This window comes from Bacteroides ovatus (genome assembly GCF_001314995.1).
GTDB lineage: Bacteria > Bacteroidota > Bacteroidia > Bacteroidales > Bacteroidaceae > Bacteroides > Bacteroides ovatus.
In genome coordinates, this window is record NZ_CP012938.1 from 4,534,211 (window position 1) to 4,553,192 (window position 18,982).

An 18,982-nucleotide genomic window follows, 5' to 3' on the forward strand; every position below is an offset into this window, starting at 1 on the left:
ATTCTTCGAAAGAAGTTGAATAAAATAATGTATAATTAATTTGGAATGTAATACTCTTTTTATATATCTTTGTGCAGTATTTATATCCGTTACCTAAGAAGTAATGGATAAGGCAGATTGCTGATAGATAGTTGTTTATGTGTTATTGATGACTTGTGTTGTAAGATTCTACGTAAAAACAATTCAATTGATTGGCTTCTGTTCTTTTCTTCAAACCAAAACCTTTCAGATAAGTTTGTGTGGTTTTTATAGATTTATGTCCTAGTGATTCACTGATCATTTCAATAGGGATTCCCTGGTATTTGGCATTTGTTGCCCAAGAATGCCGGATGGTATATGAACTGACAGGTGATTTTAGGTTTAGTTTTCTTGACAGGCTTTTTAATTGATTGTTGAATCGGCGGAGGGCTGACTGATATTCCTTATATATGCCTTCTTCTTTTCGTCTCTTATCTCCTCTCATTATATTAAATAGGTAGTCTGGGCAATCTTCTCTCGGTGGATTGCTGTTACGCAGTTTGTTTATCTCTTTCTTGGAGGTGTCCAGGATTTCAAGACTTATTGGTGTGCCTGTTTTTATACGATTGTATCTAAGGATTCCGTCTTCCAATGCCGATTTCTCTAAATGTGCGAAATCAGAGAACGGCATACCGCAGAATTGGAACATCAACCGTGCGATAGCTTGCGTACGGATTAAGTGTTGGGATTGAGGGGCTTTGTAGAGAAGTGTATGCAGTTCGCTGACCGGGAGCGCCTTTTTCTGTCGTACATCTACGCCAGTGTATACGTCACGAAACAGCCGGGGGATAAAGCGGGCTACCCCTGCTTCTACACCACGATTATAGATGCTGCGCAACATACGCATATAGGTCGAAACTGTGTTTGGCTTCAACCCATGTTCGTGGAGGTACTGTCCGTATCGTCTCAAACTATCGCGAGTGATCTGCCCGAAAGTTATGCTGGGAGTACCACAGAACCTTGTGAATGACAGAATTGCATTCTTATACACATGTGCTGTCGAATAACGACCTTCTTCCTGTAAATTCCGGATGTATGCTTTGGCGCATCCGGTAAATCCGTTTTTATTACTTTTTCGTTTCATAAGCTTGTTTATCTTTACTTGTTATTCAGGGACTATAACAAAAGTAGTTATCTTTTTTGTTGTTAATGCCTTTAAAATCTCTCCGATTACCTTGTATTTTTTGTAGCTTTGCTTCGGATTTGGAAATGAGGTTATTCAGTTATGCTGCAGAAAACGAAAGGAATAGTTCTTCATACGTTGAAATACAATGATACTTCTATCATTGTAGATATGTATACGGAGTTGTCCGGCAGAGCTTCTTTTCTTGTAACAGTGCCTCGTTCGCGAAAAGCGGCTGTGAAATCCGTACTTTTCCAGCCGTTATCTTTTATCGAGTTCGAGGCTGACTATCGGCCTAATGCGACACTTTATCGTGTGAAGGAAGCGAAATCCTTTTATCCATTTTCTTCCATACCTTATGATCCGTATAAGTCTTCGATGGCACTTTTCCTGTCGGAGTTTCTTTACAGGGCTATCCGGGAGGAGGCAGAGAACCGTCCGTTGTTTGCCTATCTGCAACATTCTATCATTTGGCTGGACGAGTGTGGAGAGGGATTTGCCAATTTTCATCTGGTTTTTCTGATGCGTCTTTCGCGTTTTCTGGGGCTTTACCCGAACCTGGAAGATTATCATACCGGCGATTACTTCGATTTATTGAATGCCTGTTTCACTTCCATTCGTCCCCAATTACATTCTTCTTATATCAATCCTGAAGAGGCCGCCCGTCTCCGTCAGTTGATGCGCATGAACTATGAGACCATGCATCTTTTTGGTATGAGCCGTGCGGAGCGTACTCGTTGCCTGACGATTATGAATGATTATTATCGTTTGCATCTGCCTGACTTCCCGGCATTGAAATCACTGGAGGTATTGAAAGAACTGTTTGATTAATTAGTAACTTTTCTCCATTCAACTGTTCTAGCTAGTTTTCATTCTTGAAACACGAGTGCGGTGCTTTTCAATTCTGTCGTTCCCTTGTCGTGTCGAGTCCATTTACTTGCCATATATTGTTTTAGCAGTGTTTTATCGTCCGCCACTGTATGCGGCAATTAATCAGGTGATAATAACACTTCTTAATGCGGGTTTGTATGCTGTTCCTGAAAATATATGTTACTTTTGTCCGTAGAGAACAAAAGAGAATGAACAAGAGAGAAAACAATATGAAAAGATTCCTATACCTGACGGTCTGCCTTCTCATCCTGGGGGAGTTTTATGGTTGTAACGGAGACGTATTTGTCGACGACTTCCGTCCTTCCGATTCCGAACTGACGCTGGACGGGAACGGGGATGTTGCCACTATTCAATTTGCAGCTGCCAATTGGGATTGGTTAGCAATGTATACAGCTTCTAGTCTTCCCGTTCAATATAAAGTATATGATGCGGACAATCGCTTGGTAACAAATGACCAAGGTCCATCGCTGAACGGATTGGGAAAGATTGTGTGCACCGGAGAGATGATTGATTTCACCATCGAACGTGTTCATCCCGAAGAAGTGAAGATAACGGTGGGCGAGAATGCCCTTTCCGCTCCTTTTCAATTCCTGCTCACGGCAAGCAACGAATATGAGTGGCAGGAGATACACGTCGAGATTTCTCCGGGAGACAGATATGTGATGGATAGTATCATTTATTCTTTGAATGCATATTCTTACGATCCGGAAAACAAGATAGAGAAAAAAGAAGGCGTCTCCTTTCATAACTTAACAGATGTTTCGTCTACATACACGTTTTTTCCTTTCGAGGCTTTTTACCATTTTATGAGGTTCAAAAGCGATGTGCCCGAAGCTTTTCAACTACTGGGCGAAGCCGGTCTGACAGTGGAAATACCAAGTATGAAAGACGGATATTTAGTGATGAACGGCAAACGGGCGCCATTCATTTCTGAGCAACAAATGTTGCCTTGCTCTAGTACGGAACAGAACAAAGACATAATTCCTCCCCGGACTTCTCGATACTACACCTTATCGATGATGTATGATTGGTTGGAAACGAGATATACCCTCTATGTTTCTCACTCCAAAACCAAGAAACAACGAATCGTAACCGGCACGTTGCATAGCGAAATGCCTGTAAAATATTATATAACACACAAGGATATACCTTTCAACAACTAGCATATCAATGATTAGAAATAGGAACGCCATACGGTTGCTGTGCCTCTTTTGCCTTCTGGTATATCCGGCAATCAACGCAAATCTGGAAGCCCAGACAATCATCGGACAACGGAACGACAGCGTCAGCCATTCCCTGATCCGCCATCAGCTTGGCTTTGACATTCGTCCGGGCTATATCGTCTCCACCCATAGTTTTCTGCAAGGAGACAATATGCAGCAAAAGAAAATCGACCAATCGCTTTCTTTCCATCTCAAGTACGCTTTCAGATTTAGCAAAGAATCCAATCTCGGCAGGCTCTTTCCTCATACCTATCAGGGCATTGGCGTTTCCTACCAGACCTTCTTTAGTCCCGTTGAATTGGGAAATCCGGTGTCGGTATACGCTTTTCAGGGGTCACGTATCGCGCAACTGTCGCCCCGTCTATCGCTCGATTACGAATGGAACTTCGGAGCTTCTTTTGGCTGGAGGAAATATGACGAACTATCCAATCCGCAAAACGTGTTGATTGGCTCCAAGATCAATGCGTACATCAATCTCGGCTTTTTGCTGAACTGGCAAGTTCACAAGTACTGGAAACTGGCGGCAGGTGTAGATCTCACCCATTTTTCCAATGGAAACACGCATTATCCTAATGGCGGTCTTAATGTTATTGGAGGAAGAATCGGCATCGTACGCACTTTGGACGCGGATGAGGCACCCGGTTCCATCACTCCTAGACGGCTCTTTATAAAGCCTCACGTCAGCTATGACTTGGTGATCTACGGAGCCACCCGCAAAAGAGGACTGATTGGAGACGATGTGTCGAGTATGATTCCTGGTTCGTTCGGTGTGGTGGGCATCAATTTCGCCCCGATGTATAATTTCAACAACTATTTTCGGGCAGGGCTTTCTGCGGATGCGCAATATGATGAAAGTGCCAATCTTAAGGAGTATAGAGTGGGCGAGTTTTACTCAAGCGATTTGAAGTTTCATCGTCCTCCTTTCCGTAAGCAATTTGCCATGGGGTTATCTCTTCGGGCAGAACTGGTGATGCCTGTTTTTTCTATCAATGTCGGTGTCGGTCGGAATCTGATATACAGCGGTGGTGATATGAAAGGGTTCTACCAAATTCTGGCTCTCAAGACTTACATTACACGCCATTTGTTTCTGCATGTAGGGTATCAGTTGAGCAAGTTTAAAGACCCCAACAATTTGATGCTGGGGCTTGGATATAGATTTCATGATAAACGATGAAAGGGTAATCTGTATTTGTATACATTTGTTTCTTATCTATTTGTTTCTTATGTTGGCGATTATCCCAAGATTTACATCTTTATATTTTAATCCATTAAGTTCAAATGTAATTCCTCCGTCATTATTAACTAAGAAATATCCATCAAAATTTGTATTTTTACTAAAGTTGCAATGGAGGTAAGTTGAATTATCTTCATTAATTGCATAACCGTCTACTAGAAAAGCCAGTCTATTTCGATCTCCTACTAAAACAGGATATAGAGAAAGTAACGACTTTTTTACTATATCTAAATTCCAACTCTGATCTTTATCACAAAACAGCCCACATTGAGAAGAATTCAAGGCTGCAGATATTTTATCTGTTGGAGTTTCCATGGCAACAACGGCATTTACAATAGAAGATTGTGGCCATTTGTCATCATAGGCTTTGCCCCATACTGGATATGTTCCAATAGTGTCATATATGTATTTGGATAAAATTCCTGCTAACTCCCACCATTCGGGTACTGTGTCGTTTTTCTCCATAATTAATGTTTCCCAATTAATATACACTCCGTTAATGCTTATATATGGTTGTAGGTAAGCCATTGCTTGAGCAATGCTTATAACCGCTTCTCCTGTATAATAGTTATCATACCATGCCGATCCCGGTCTACTTCCGATTCCTTCAGCATATTGTACCCATGCTTTGGGTAATAAACGATTGTGTGGTGCACTTTGTGACCATTGGGTGCTACAGAAAGGCACAATCATCACACTTACTTCTCCTGGTATAGGGTCAACAGGGTAAGAACGTGTAGACAATGCGTTTTTATAGTTTTGGATTTTATCCAATAAAGTATTCTTCGCCATTTGCATCATAATATTCGGCCCTAAGGAGACTTGATAAAGCGAATCATTGAATGAAGGCATATATGCGAGTACTTCTTGAAATCTTTTATCTCCAGAAACAATAATTCTTCCATTTTCCAGACCATTATTTATCTCTATTTCATAAACCAAGGGGAGTTCTTCACTTGATAAAGCTCTTGTTTTTTCAGAAGCGTGTAGTCTGTATGTGCTTTTTACATCAAATGCGGTATAATTATCTCTAGTTTGTGGTTCGGATGTTACAGATTCGTGAAATGTTTTGGCAATTGCAAGTGCTTCACTTTCTGACAAATCATAAAGGCTACTATTAGCTTCTATCTTAATTTCCTTGTCTAGTTCCTCTGTGCATGCTGAAATTGATACAGTAAAAATGATACATATAAATATGTTTTTTCTCATAATGTTTTTGTTTACTTAATTATTCAATTGCTGATAGAAAACATTGGATTTTTGCACCTCTTACAGATGCATTCGGATATTTTGATTTACACTTTTCTGTAAAGTCTAATACAATGATAATTGTATGGTCGTTCACTACGGCAAATCCGTGTTTAGATATGCTGTTGTTAAAGTTTAAGGTAAGGCTGTCTTTATCCCATTCGTAGGTTCCGATTCTTTTATTATTGTCATAGTCGGATGAAGAATAATCAATTTCCACAGCTTTAGTATCTTTGTCAAAAGAGTATAGTATTCCCGATCTGCTTTTGGCAATTCCTCTTAATTCGCTCTCTATTATTTCTCGAATGTGCAGGTCATCACCATTTATCCAAGTATTGGATGAATCTCCTTTTTCTATGAACTTTCCAGAAAGGTAGTCGGAAATAACTTTAATCTCTGCATAATTGTCAGGATATTTTAAGTCACGCAGATATATGGAAGTGTTTCCTACACTGTTTCCTGTGATGAGGATTGCCTTACTATCGTTCTGTGGTTCAACTGTTGCTATTTGGGGATTCTCTGACTGTAATCCAAGCCCCATTTGGAATTTTTCTAAATCAGACAATATATACACAGTTCTTTTCTCTCCAGCCAAAATGTGTATGGAGTTGCTACTTAATTCAATGGATTCACAATTTAGTTTGTCTTCGTTTGAGCAACTGATTGTAAATATACAGAATATCAAAAATAATAGTTTCATTTATCTATCTCCTTTTTTATCGATCAAAATGTAAGCCCTCCTAATAGAATTATTCCATTATCTTTCCAAATATGATTCACTTTTACTTCTGTGATACCTGCGTCAGGATACCGCTGTTGATATTCTGCTGTTTTATCACTCTGTAGAATATATCCGTATGACATTTTTGTAGCAAATTTAAAACCGAATTTTTCTGTTTTATCGTCATACATTAGGGTTAAAGAGGTAATATTCCATTCGTATGTGCCTTCTCTGAATATTCCCGAATCAGTTTTCATTGTAAACTTTTTGGTTTCCTGATTGAATGTATAAGTGGCACCGATGAATGGTTTTTCTTTTTCTCGTAACTCAATTTCTATCTCTGGGGGGATTCTTAGATCCACTGCTTTTATTATTACTCCCGGATAATCAGGGTTACCTTTTAGCGGAATTCCCCAATTGACAATTTCCGGACTGTTGAAGTATTTGACATATACGGAGATTTCACATGCTATCTTATTATTGTCAGTATCGATAAGTCGTATCATGGTGCTTCCACTTTTGTAGGTAGTGATGCATACGCTCATTTCGTCAAGAATAGCAGTCGCAATTTCTTGATTTTCTGATTCTAACCTATAGTTGTGCTCTGTTAAGTCTGTTTCTATAATGACATGCCATGTGTCTCCTTCCCATATAGAAACTGATTTCTTTTCAACTTCGTATGGTTCCTCTTCAGAGCAACCATACGAAGATGCCAGTAATAATACAATTAGTAAAACTCTACTGATTCTCATAGTCCGGTTATTTTCTAGTTATATTATATAGCATAGTCATTTCCTGCGTGTAATATGCAATATTATTATTATCGTCGTCTGGAAATACAACATCGCAATCCTGCAGGTCATTACTTGTTCTAAAGTAAACTCTAGATCTTTTCCCCCATCCCATATTTACTGACCAGTAATGGTCATATCCGGCTTGGTGCTGACGCTTCGTAATAACAACCCCATCGATTAGCCATGCGTGTCCTCCCCCATTACCTAGAATCTTACCATTGTCGTCTACAATATGTCCGGGCCCACAAAGAAAAACAGGTTTTCTTTCAAATAAAGATTGTTTTGCTAGATTGCCATTAAACTTGTTATTTTGGTTCCCGTAGAAATTAACCATACTCTTTAAATAATTTATGGTATTGATTGTAGGAGTTTCTGTTTGAGTAATCACTGATTTTTTATATGTTTTTCCTGTATTGACATCTAATAAGTCCTTTTCTTCATAAGAGGGGTGTGAATCTGTTGCTGTGGCAATCTGTGCAAATAATCCTGTAATCATATTTACCAGATCTTCAGGTGAACTAGCTTCTGGATATCCTTGGGTAAATTTGATGAATTCGACTGATGTTGCATAATCCCAGTCAACCTTTTGACTATTAGCTAAATACATGTCTGGTTTCACTATGCTGAACAATATTCCGATTGCTACATTGGCACATCCTACAGCAAGATGCCCTTCACGCTCACCTCCATATCCGTCGTAGATCATCATTATAGGCCTGCCGTAGTTGTATGGATCATTCTGAGTCCATGAAACTTTAGATAAAGGATTGACAAAACCTACTACATTGGATTGAGGTCTGCTTACGCCTCCAGACTGATTTCCAGGATTATTATTTCTAGTTGATATCTCATCCGTTGTTATAATTCGGTCTTTAAAGTCAGAATAGGAAACATTTTTCTGCGGGATGTTTAATTGTTGGGCTATTTTATGTAAAGTGGAATCCCTTTTTGTAGATCTCATACATTCTATTTGCTGGATATCTAAAAAGACATTTTTTTTAGATAGTTCCAATAGATAACGTGCTTCCGTGGCAATTTCGGAATGCGAAGTATAATTGTCCACATAGTAAAGAACTTCCGGCACTCTCTCGTCTCCACATATGACAGCTAGACTTTTATTTCCCTCATTATTGGATAATTCAACCTCGAATATTGGAACTGTGGGCCCTTTGGATGTTGTCGAGCGGGTATCGGCTATATTTTTAATGATGTTGTTTTCCTCGGCAACATAATACTTCTTTCTTATAGATATTTTTGTTGTTTCAGAGTTTCGTGTAGCTATTTTATCTCCAACTTCTATATTATTTTGGAAATTAGCAACAATATTGCTGATTTCTTCTATAGTCAGTTCTTGCGGATTGTCATACGCAATGCTAGCGAACTCTTCTGGAGTTAAAACTATCTGGTCATTTTCAGCTTTTTCATTATCAAACTTATTGGCAATGTTGCTATCTGTACATGATGAAAAAAGAAAGGAAATGATGAATAGATATATTAAGTATCTGTTATTTAGCATATTGTGTCTATTTAGCATAAATATTATTTAAGTAATCCATCTTATGAGCCCATTCTTGAACGGCATTTGCCTGAAAATATGTGTTGGCATTGCTGTCCAATTGGTAGAATCCAGTACATTCATCTGCCCATCCTAAATTAGCGTGCCAATAAACATCGTTTCTTTTCACTAGTTCGCGAGTCGAAATGGCTTTTTCTGTAACCAGTATACCGGATATGATGAAGGCGTGATCAGAAGTTAACATTAGAACCAAATGCTTGTCTCGTAATGCTGCCCACGCCATGTCACCATTAAAAGCTGCCTTAGCTTGGTATTTAAAGTATTTGTTCATTGTCTTTAGCATATTCTGTTCTGAAACTTCACTCGAGATAACAGCATTATCCCAGTCTTTTTTAGATGTGGTTTTGTTTTCGATATAGAGGTCTAGAATTAGGCGCTGGGCATCAATTATGCCTCCTGCGCCTGGGTCATCTAATTTAGGGGTCTTTGTCATTTGATCCCAATTGGGAATGAAAGTCATACCTGTTTGTACTTCATACTTTCCTGTAGGGATTAGAAATGCAACTGGAGGCCTTTTATTACAGTGAGTATATGTCATCATCTGCGCCATAGCAATATTCACACATCCAGCAGGAACTGATGTGAAATTCTTTCCTCCATCTTGTGTTCTTACCCAGTCTCGTAAACCATCTCTATCTATATTAGAGAACCATCCATTATAAGGATCCTCTTGTCCCCAATTTGTTTTTACTAGAGGAAATATAGATTTGTCATGATAGATTTGCATTTCTATATCTCCTATTTGTACAGCAGTTGATCTGGTTGTAGGTTCTGCATCAGTAATAGTTATATAGTTTTTGACTGCCTCATAAGAAACCTCATTTATAGGTATTTCCAGTTCTTTACTAATCTTTTCAAGTGTTGGAAGTCGTAAAGAGTCTACAGCTTCTTTCATCTTTATTGTATTATAGAGATAGCTTGCTTTTGAAGCATGTAATAGTTTACTAGCTCCTGTTTGCTCCATCATTTTTTCACTACTACATTTAGGAATGAAGGCAATGAGGGCAGGAAAATTTGCATTCGCTGAAACTATAGCACGACCGATAGAAGAGCCATTACTAAATTCGATTTCGCAAATTTTCGATGTGATATCGTCATTGTTAATGGCTCTTGTTGCTTGCTCTTGTTTTTTGAATTCTCCCTCTTTATTAATAAAACTCTCTTTTACAATCTTAAAGGAAGTTGCATTGCTTCTTGTCGTTGTTCCGTTTTGCAGATTAGCAAAGGCACTTACCATGTTGAAAAGAGTTTTCTCTTCCAAATCTTTTGTTTCATCATAGGAGATGCTAAAGACTTCATCTTGTGTTAGTTTGACTTTCTTTTGAGAGATAAAATCTTCTGAAACATCATTCGTACACGAATAGATGGTGAATAGGCTGGCTATTGCACATAAAAAATAGAAATGTTTTTTCATATTTTTAATTATTAAGTTGCGTAATGATTGTATGTTTGTTACTTTTATGGCATTGAGTGTTCAATTTCAAACTCTCCAACTAAAGTCATGTCTTCTTCTATATAAAGAAGCTCATAATGACCGGTTTTGTAGCCTGTTAAATTAATTTTATAAGTCTCTTGCCCATTAGGGGGGATTATCACACCTTGGAACATGATGTTTCCTTGCTGATCTTTTACTTGGAAGATGACTTGTTTGTCTACGTTTTCTAAAAAACGAACTTCAATAGTATTTTCGTAGAGAATAGCTTCTATAGGAATAGGAACTGGTACTCCTCTGTGCTGATGCCATCTTTTGATAACTAAACGCTTAGCTCTATGCTCTGATAGAGTATTGGCTTCTATCGTTATAAATGAAATGCCAATTAATAATAGTACAATACTTAGCTTTCTCATATTTTTAATTGTTTTCTGCAAAGTTATAGAGAAATGAAGGGGTGCACAAGCAAAAGATGTTTTTCGGCGTGGACAAAAGACTGTTGATAATCAGTGGCTTATGCAATTTTGCGTGGACAACTTCTTAAACTGTAGTTTATTTCCTACTAAAATGAAGGTATTAGTGCATATTCTCAATCAAGTACTCATATAATGTAGTATTGTCATTCAGCAATGCAATGTTCAGTTTTTCTCTAAGTCTAAACCGTTTCTTTCTTACTGAATCACTTGCAATATTTAGCAACTTTGCTTCTGTGTTAGTATCAAATCCGCACATACATAAACAACAATACAAAAAGTCTTGTTCTGGTAAGTTGGGACATAGACTATATAAGTATTTAGATAAATTTGGATAGATATATGTTATTTCATCTGCAATGAGTTCCCATTGCTTATCTGTTATTAATGGCTTATCATTTCTTGGCTTATTTTGTTTGGCTAACCGTACCAACTCTTTAAATGTTGGTGAATTTTCTAGAGACTTATGTTGTAGTTCCTTATAATTGCTAGTTAAAAGAGCTATTTCTTTCTCTATTTTATTATAGTTGTCATCTTTTTCTTTAAATGTGTCTAATAACTTTTTTTTCTCTTCCAATTCTAATGAAACATAGGTTAAATCTGTTTTTATCCGGTTTAATTCATCTTGTTGTCTGTGTATTTTTTCTTTTGCTTGTTTTCTATATAGTAAATACACTATCATTATTAATAATAAGCATGAAATGCAGATAACTGAAAATATAATGTAGCTTTGTTGTTTAATCTTTAATCTATCTACTTCTTGACTGATTTTTAAATGATTATATTTAGATTCTATGTTTAATATCTTAGATTGGCTGTCAGCGTATACGATAGAATCTACCATGTCAACATATTCTTCCAGGTAGGCAAGCGCTTCTTTATAGTCTCTCTCTGCATTATGGATTTGATAATATAAATAATTGATGCTACACGTATATTGGGGGTCATCTTGTGGAATTTTAGATAATAGTTCTTTAGCTTTATCTATAGAATCAGTTGTGGTATATAAGTCAATCAGTGCTACATAATCAGGCATTTTTTCTTTTCCCGTCGATAATGCTTTAAGAAAGTACTTTTCGGCTTTATCATATTCTTCTCGCATTACATAGATATTTCCTAAAGCATTATTTATTGAAGCGGTAACTTCTATATCTTTAGTATTAGCTGCTACGGAATCGGCAATAGTCAGTATTTCTATAGCACATGATAATGAGTCTATACATGCATATTCACGTCCTATGTTTTTTAATGCGCAGGCATAACTATCGGTGTTATTTTCTTTTTTAAAGCATTCGGCAGCAGTCTCGTATTTTTTGATAGCTTCTGTGAACATGAATTTTTCTCGATATAGATCGCCTATATAGTCATAGGTATATCCAATGAGGTTATTGAGCTTGTTTTTTCCTGCAATGTCCAGCGCATTAGTATAAATAGACATTGCTTTATCATAATCTCCATCAGCAAAATAGGAACGACCTAAATAAATCAAAATTTGCACTTGCTCGTCAGGGCTACCATGTGAGGAATACCAGTCATAAGCTCTTTCTAATTGGTAAGTTGGTAGGATACTATTAAAAATTTCGTCTGTAATCTTACCTGATAACATACACCAGCGTGCAAAAGCTTTGTCGTCTAGTTTTTCAGGAGATGATATACTTTTTAGTAGGTTGGATGCGCTGTCAGGATTTATGGCAATGGCTTTTTCTACTTCATTTAGCAGTCTGTCAGATACGGATTGTTGTTTGTTGCATCCTGATAGCACTAATATAGATGTTATAATTATAGCAATACTCTTTCTCATTTGTCTGTCGTGGTTTAGTTTCGTTGTAAAAGTAATCTTTATTTTCTATATTATGCTCTTTTATAGGGAGATTCTTTTAGTTCGGGAAATAATATTAGTACTGTCTATATCATACATCATATTAATTTCAAATGTGCTTTTATTTTATTAAGTTCATGTGATCTAATTTGATTATTTCCCAGCTATTAATAGACTCTTTCTTATTTATAGTGAGAAAAGTTCCTTTCTATTAATACCTAAATTACTTTACTATAATTCTAAACTTGTTTTTCATTAATCGTAATCTATAATTGCAAGTTGTAATTATATAAATGAAGCTTTTGATTTTATAAATGAAAGCTTTGTTTATAAAAACAAAAGCTTCATTTATAGATTACCTTTAATGTAAGTAATCTTTTCTATTAGTGAAAAGGAAGTTTGGCATTAATAGAGAATAAGTTTATATCTAATAGATTGGAATCAGTCTATTAATCAAAATTCGGCAGAAAGGTATAGTGAATCGGGTGAAACCTATGTGAAAGGCAGCTCTTCACCCGAAATCCCTTTATTCATCGATGTTTCAGAGTGGTGAAGGAGGTGAACGTCATGTTTAAAGAAAAGTTGCAGATGTGTGTAAGATAAAACATCTTGCACGCATCTGCAACGGTATCTTGCACAGGTTTATACTGCTATTAATCAAATAGATAAACTCTGGTTAGTGTAGGGTGCAAGATAAAATCAAAATAATAAAATCTTCTGTGGAAGTCGCAGAGGTTATCCCAAAAGCTCTTTCACTTTTGCAGAAATGGCACGTCCTTCTGCAAGACCTGCTAGCTTCTTGGAGGCAACTCCCATTACTTTACCCATATCTTTACCGCTTGTAGCACCTGTTTCAGCGATAATTTCCTTCAATGCAGCTTCCAGTTCTTCGGCAGTCATTTGTTTCGGCAGGTATTTCTCCATAACGGCTACCTGGCCTAATTCTACGTCAGCCAAATCCTGACGACCCTGTCCGATATAGATTTCAGCAGAATCTTTTCCTTGTTTCACAAGTTTCTGGATAATCTTCAGAGCAGCATCATCTGTCAATATATCGTTAGCTCCCGGGGCAGTCTTAGCTTCCAGGAAGAACTTCTTTATATTTCTCAAAGTTTCAAGGGCTACTTTGTCTTTCGCCTTCATTGCGGTTTTAATGTCTTCGCTGACTTGATCGAATAAATCCATACTATTATAATTAAAAATTAAAGATTAAAAATTAGATCTGAAGCCTGATTTTGCGAGTTTATAATTTTCGTTCTTAGTTCTTTGTTTAGAACGTAATCACACAGTTGTCATCTGTAGCTTCTTCCGTGGCTACTTCCTCTTCCAGAGCGGCTTTCGTCCGGATTTTGGTAAGAGTAGTCTTATCACGCATATAAGTGGGAGAATCTTCTACCATGGCGATGATGTCGTCGTTGTCCAGATCTTCCGTATTGAAAAGATAGATGTGTCGGCGTTTGCGGAGGCTCTTGCTTCCGATGTTGCTGGCACTTTCGCCGTATGCCTTGCGGATACGTTCTTTGTTCTTCTCTTTCTCTTCTTCCAGTTGCAGTTGACGTTCTTCCTCTTCCTGGCTGCGTGCAGCATGCAAGCTGTCCATTCCGGGAACGTCTTCCACACCGAATCCGGTTGCCAATACGGTGATTTTTACTCTTGTTTCCAGTGAGTTGTCGATGGCAACACCCCAAATCACTTCCACCCCTTCGCGGAATTTGCTCATGAACTCGTGTATCTCGTTCATTTCCTCCATCATCAGTTCCGACGACGGGCAGAAAGATACGTTCAACATTACTTTCTTGGCATTGAAGATATCATTGTTGTTGAGCAACGGAGAATGCAGGGCATCGTCGATTGCTTTCGTCACACGATTTTCTCCTTCGCCGAATCCGGTACTCATGATTGCTACTCCACCATCTTTCAGGATGGTTTTCACATCGGCAAAGTCAAGATTGACTGTACCCCGCATGGTAATAATCTCGGCAATGCTCTTGGCAGCAATGGAAAGAGTATCATCGGCTTTGCCGAAGGCGTTCATAAAAGTAAGGTCGGCGTATATTTCGCGCAGGCGTTCGTTGTTGATAACCAGCAAGGCATCAACATGCTGGGCGATACGCTCTACGCCGTCCAGTGCCTGGATAATTTTCTTTTCTCCTTCGAAGATAAAGGGGATGGTGACGATACCGACAGTCAGAATATCCATTTCCTTCGCAATGCGGGCGATGACCGGTGCAGCTCCTGTTCCGGTTCCTCCTCCCATTCCGGCGGTGATGAATACCATCTTGGTGCCGTCGTTCAGCTGGTTTCTGATATCTTCTATACTTTCTTCGGCGGCGTCGCGTGCCCGTTCGGGACGGTTGCCGGCTCCAAGCCCTTGCGTGATGCTACGGCCCAGTTGCAGTTTCACCGGGACAGGTGATTCGGCTAATGCCTGGTTGTCCGTGTTACAAAGAACGAACGTTACATCATGGATGCCTTCCCGGTACATGTGGTTTACAGCGTTACCACCACCACCACCTACACCAATCACTTTGATGATCTTCGGTGAATCTGTCGGGAAATCGAATTGTACTATCTCGTCCATATCTTGATTGAATTATGAATTACGAATTATGAATATTGATTAACAAGCTGCTGAAGGTTACTTCATATCGTCGTCGGAAAAGATTTCTTTCGTCAACGAATCGATCTTGCGTTGAATCCAACTCGGACCTGCTTCTCTTTTCCGTCTTTCTTTCTCTTCCTTTTCCTTTTGCTTGCGAAGTTTTTCCGCTTCTTTGGCGGCTAGCTTGGCTTCCCGCTCTTCTTCTTCTTTCTTGAGACGGGCGATGCGGGCCTGTTCTTTCAGTTCCTGATCGTCCTCAAACATATCCACTGTCTTATGCACTTCCGGCTCCGGTTTGGAGACTGATGGTGCAGGAGCAGCTTGCGGAGCAGTTTCCGTCAGGCAGCAGTTCTGGTTACCTTCAAACAGGAGCCCGAACAAAGTGTTCTGCGAACCGTCTTTCTTCAGTATGTTGTTGGGCGCATGAACCGTATTGCGTGGGAGTTTCGCCATCCGTATCTTTTCTATCTTGCTGCGTTTGCGCAAGGTTTCGTCCAGATTCTTCAGGTTGGCGGCCCCTCCTGTCAAGATGATTCCTGCCAGCAATTTGTCCTCGTAGCTCGATAGTTGTATCTGGTTCCATACGTTGGCAACGATTTCCTCGGCACGGGCTTCGATGATATTGTTAAGATCCGCCACTTTGATGATACGGTTGTCATCATCCAGTTTGCAGGTTGCTTCTTCCTGTTCGGGGTCCTCTTCATAGAGGGCGTCACCGTAGGCTTTTTTCAGGCGTTCGGCTTCTTCCTCCTCCATTTGCAGGGTGGTGATGTCATGCGTGATGCTGTTGCCTCCCAAAGGCAATACAGTCAGGAAACGGAGAATGTTATTCTTATATACAGAGATGGTAGTTGTGTCTGCTCCGAAGTCGATCAGTGCACAACCCGAACGGCGTTCGCTTTCTGTCAGTACGGCATTTGCGGTTACTAACGGAGCGATCAGTTGGTCGGCAATATCAATTTTAGCCTGTTGGAAACAGTGCTCCAAGTTCTTACGTACGGAAGCACGGGCAACGATATTGAGGAAACGTCCTTCGATGTGGCTTCCTACCAGACCTACCGGATTGGCTTGCAGGTTATTACCTACCTTATATTCTTGTGGAGCTACGTCCAATATATCCATATCGACCACCGGGATGGCAATGTTCTCATCACCGATAGCGCTTACAAGCTCTTCGGATATGATAGCTTCTTCCTCCAGGTCGCGGCTTACTACATTGCGGACGGTGCGGAGTGATTGTCCGCCGATGCCTACATATACCTTGGCAATTGAGTTTTTCAACTCACCTTCCAGTCTGTTGATGATTGAAGTCAGGCTTTGCGCTGTCTTGTCCAGGTTAAAGATCACTCCTTTACGAATGAACGTAGAAGAGTCTTCCTGGGCATACGCTAATACCTGCATGCTTCCGTCACTGTTCTTTTTTCCGGCCACACCGGTTATCTTCGATGAACCAAGTTCAATAGCGGCGATAAATTCTGTTGTTGCCATAGGGTTATTTTATTTACTATTTTACTATTTACAATTTACTATATAGAGAGACTGTTTACTTATCATCTATCACTTATCAACTACTCTCGTTTTGTACAGATAATCTGGTTGCTGAATTCGAGATTGATACGTGAATATTTGTTCCAGCCTACCCGGTTGAGTCCTTTTTTGTAGAACTCCTTCAAACGTGCCAGTTTATCTTCAAAGTTCTCCAGTTTTCCGAGATAGACCAGATGGTCTCCCACACGCGGCACCAATTCGATGTTCTGGTCGGGCAGCACATGGATCTGCTCTATCTGGGCGTCCCAGAATTTATTATTATGCAAAAATACACCAAACTTATATAAATCCTTCATTGCAAACGACTTTTCTACGTTTCCGGTGACAATTACCCGGTGAGCGACGCATTTTGCTTCCGGTGGCATGATAGTTCCTTTGTTGTCAAGGTAGTAGTTTTGGCCGTTGGCGCTCATGACCCGGAGGATAGGAATACGTTGTGTCACTTCCACGCACACTTTGCCGCTGGGTGTTTTGTAGCATTCGGCTTCGTCAATCAACGGATGTTTGCTTAGTTCCCGTTCCAGTGACTTGGTGGAGATGCGTTCCATTTTCTTCCCGATGGGGTAGATCCCTTTCTGCTGAAGGATACCTTTCAGCTCTTCTTTGGTGATGAAGCCGGCGTATGCGGTATCCTTGATAACCAATTCCATGTCACGGCAGGTCTGGTCGGCAGGCTTGCGGTTGAAAGCGGTGATAGCTACGGCAAGGTAAGCTATGAGCACCAGCATGACGATGGATAGAAGGATTCTTTTAATCATAATCAAAAATTAAAGATTAAAAATTAAAATGCTTGCGCTGTTTCGGACAGGCTGCCGGATGATTATTCATTTATCTTTTTTCTAATAGTTCCTTTATTTCGGGGACATAGTTATCGATGTCTCCGGCTCCTAAAGTAATTAATACTTCAATGTTTTTATCTTTCAGAATGTTCAGTATCTCTTCCTTTTTGCACATACTTTTTTCGATACCCGGACGGAGATTATCATAAATCAGTTTGCTGGTGACGCCCGGAATTGGTGCTTCACGTGCCGGGTAGATGTCTACCAGAATCACTTCGTCGAGTAGCGACAGGCTATCGGCAAAATCCTGATAGAAGTCGCGGGTGCGGGTATAGAGATGAGGCTGGAAGATGGCTGTGATCTTCTTGTCTTTGTAAAGTTCGCGCATAGACAACACGCTCTGTTTGATTTCAGAGGGGTGGTGTGCGTAGTCACTTAGAAAGACAATCCGGTCGTTCTTGAGTTTGAAGTCGAACCGGCGGTCTACTCCTCGGAAACTTGCCATACCTCTTTTAATTTCTTCATCGGTCACCCCGTTGAGGTGTGCCAAGGCCATGGCGGCTACGCCGTTCTCTATGTTGATGCTTACCGGAATTCCCAGTTGGATGTCGTTGATACGGGTGCCCGGAGCAACAAAGTCGATGAATATCTCTCCGTTTCCGATACGGATGTTTTCTGCATGGAAGTCGCCTTCGTCACGTGAGTAAGTGTAGACACGAACGCCCGGCTGCACTTTGGGTTGCAGAGAGATGCCTTTGCGGATAATCAGTGCGCCACCCGGTTGGATTAGCGTGGTGTAATGTTCGAAACTTTCCAGGTAGGCTTGCTCTGTTCCGTAGATGTCCAGATGATCGGGGTCGGTAGACGTGATTACGGTCATATAGGGTGACAGCCAGTGGAAAGAACGGTCAAATTCATCCGCTTCAATCACTGTGTAAGGGCTTGCTTGAGAAAGCAGCAGGTTGGTGCCGTAATTCTTTGAGATTCCTCCGAGAAAAGCGGTACATTCCACGTGCGACTGGTGGAACAGATGAGCTGTCATAGTCGATGTGGTTGTTTTCCCGTGGGTACCTGCCACACACAGACCTTTGCTTGAGTGGGTAATCGTTCCCAATACTTGGGCGCGTTTCTGTATTTCGAATCCGTTGTTATGGAAATAAACGAGTTCTTCGTGTTCCTGCGGAACGGCCGGAGTGTATATGACTAACGTACTTTCCTTGTCTTTGCAGGCTGCGGGAATCAGGTCGACGTTTTCTTCATAATGTATTTGTGCGCCTTCGGAGATTAGCGTTTCAGTCAATGGAGTAGGAGTACGGTCATATCCTGCCACTACCTTTCCTTTGAAAAGGAAGTAGCGTACAAGTGCGCTCATACCGATGCCGCCGGCACCTACGAAATAGACTGATTTTATCGTTTCTATATTCATTTCTTCTGTCTTTTTATTTTAGTGCAGATTACGTTGTTTGATACGGGCATTGTGCCGTTACTTCAATCTGCGTAA

At 40.0% G+C, this 18,982-nt stretch carries 16 protein-coding genes; 3 read left to right on the top strand and 13 right to left on the bottom strand.

From position 1 onward, the window contains the following. Positions 1-142 precede the first annotated feature (142 nt). Positions 143-1,102: a tyrosine-type DNA invertase cluster 3b gene (locus Bovatus_RS17385; RefSeq protein ID WP_004298227.1), complete on the bottom strand. Its 960-nt coding sequence runs from the start codon at positions 1,100-1,102 to the stop codon at positions 143-145. A 141-nt stretch (positions 1,103-1,243) separates the two neighbouring features. On the opposite strand from Bovatus_RS17385, the gene recO reads away from it, so the two are divergent. The 3 genes from recO (at position 1,244) to Bovatus_RS17400 (ending at position 4,429) form a co-directional block, all read left to right on the top strand. After that, positions 1,244-1,972, top strand: a complete 729-nt coding sequence (gene recO, locus Bovatus_RS17390; protein WP_004298226.1) for a DNA repair protein RecO — start codon at positions 1,244-1,246, stop codon at positions 1,970-1,972. A 269-nt stretch (positions 1,973-2,241) separates the two neighbouring features. Then, positions 2,242-3,195 (top strand): hypothetical protein, encoded by a 954-nt coding sequence (locus tag Bovatus_RS17395; RefSeq protein WP_032842883.1) that lies wholly within the window; start codon positions 2,242-2,244, stop codon positions 3,193-3,195. A 7-nt stretch (positions 3,196-3,202) separates the two neighbouring features. Next, entirely contained in the window at positions 3,203-4,429 is a 1,227-nt protein-coding gene (locus tag Bovatus_RS17400; protein ID WP_004322474.1) for an acyloxyacyl hydrolase, read from the top strand. Positions 4,430-4,465: 36 nt separating this feature from the next. Here Bovatus_RS17400 and Bovatus_RS17405 read toward each other — a convergent pair whose 3' ends face one another. The 12 genes from Bovatus_RS17405 to murC all read right to left on the bottom strand — a co-directional run bounded on the left by Bovatus_RS17405 (position 4,466) and on the right by murC (position 18,907). Continuing rightward, a complete protein-coding gene (locus tag Bovatus_RS17405) occupies positions 4,466-5,698 on the bottom strand; it encodes a C10 family peptidase (protein ID WP_004298222.1) in 1,233 nt (410 codons plus the stop codon). A 19-nt stretch (positions 5,699-5,717) separates the two neighbouring features. Further along, positions 5,718-6,437 (bottom strand): hypothetical protein, encoded by a 720-nt coding sequence (locus Bovatus_RS17410; RefSeq protein ID WP_004298221.1) that lies wholly within the window; start codon positions 6,435-6,437, stop codon positions 5,718-5,720. A 23-nt stretch (positions 6,438-6,460) separates the two neighbouring features. Then, a complete protein-coding gene (locus Bovatus_RS17415) occupies positions 6,461-7,210 on the bottom strand; it encodes a hypothetical protein (RefSeq protein WP_004298220.1) in 750 nt (249 codons plus the stop codon). A 7-nt stretch (positions 7,211-7,217) separates the two neighbouring features. After that, positions 7,218-8,768 (bottom strand): C10 family peptidase, encoded by a 1,551-nt coding sequence (locus Bovatus_RS17420; protein ID WP_004322468.1) that lies wholly within the window; start codon positions 8,766-8,768, stop codon positions 7,218-7,220. Positions 8,769-8,775: 7 nt separating this feature from the next. Then, entirely contained in the window at positions 8,776-10,242 is a 1,467-nt protein-coding gene (locus Bovatus_RS17425) for a C10 family peptidase (RefSeq protein WP_004298218.1), read from the bottom strand. A 44-nt stretch (positions 10,243-10,286) separates the two neighbouring features. Then, positions 10,287-10,676: a DUF3244 domain-containing protein gene (locus Bovatus_RS17430; protein ID WP_004298217.1), complete on the bottom strand. Its 390-nt coding sequence runs from the start codon at positions 10,674-10,676 to the stop codon at positions 10,287-10,289. A gap of 160 nt (positions 10,677-10,836) precedes the next feature. Further along, complete coding sequence (locus tag Bovatus_RS17435; RefSeq protein ID WP_004298216.1) at positions 10,837-12,534, bottom strand: tetratricopeptide repeat protein; 1,698 nt, start codon at positions 12,532-12,534, stop codon at positions 10,837-10,839. Between the two features lie 753 nt (positions 12,535-13,287). Further along, positions 13,288-13,737, bottom strand: coding sequence for a GatB/YqeY domain-containing protein (locus Bovatus_RS17440; RefSeq protein ID WP_004298215.1), 450 nt, complete (start codon positions 13,735-13,737; stop codon positions 13,288-13,290). Positions 13,738-13,822: 85 nt separating this feature from the next. Further along, positions 13,823-15,133: a cell division protein FtsZ gene (ftsZ, locus tag Bovatus_RS17445; RefSeq protein ID WP_004298214.1), complete on the bottom strand. Its 1,311-nt coding sequence runs from the start codon at positions 15,131-15,133 to the stop codon at positions 13,823-13,825. A gap of 57 nt (positions 15,134-15,190) precedes the next feature. Then, a complete protein-coding gene (gene ftsA / locus Bovatus_RS17450; RefSeq protein ID WP_004298213.1) occupies positions 15,191-16,642 on the bottom strand; it encodes a cell division protein FtsA in 1,452 nt (483 codons plus the stop codon). Between the two features lie 80 nt (positions 16,643-16,722). Continuing rightward, the gene (locus Bovatus_RS17455; protein ID WP_004298212.1) at positions 16,723-17,460 is read right to left on the bottom strand and encodes a cell division protein FtsQ/DivIB; all 738 of its coding nucleotides are present in this window, start codon (positions 17,458-17,460) and stop codon (positions 16,723-16,725) included. 70 nt (positions 17,461-17,530) lie between these two features. After that, positions 17,531-18,907 (bottom strand): UDP-N-acetylmuramate--L-alanine ligase, encoded by a 1,377-nt coding sequence (gene murC, locus Bovatus_RS17460; RefSeq protein WP_004298211.1) that lies wholly within the window; start codon positions 18,905-18,907, stop codon positions 17,531-17,533. Positions 18,908-18,982 lie beyond the last annotated feature (75 nt).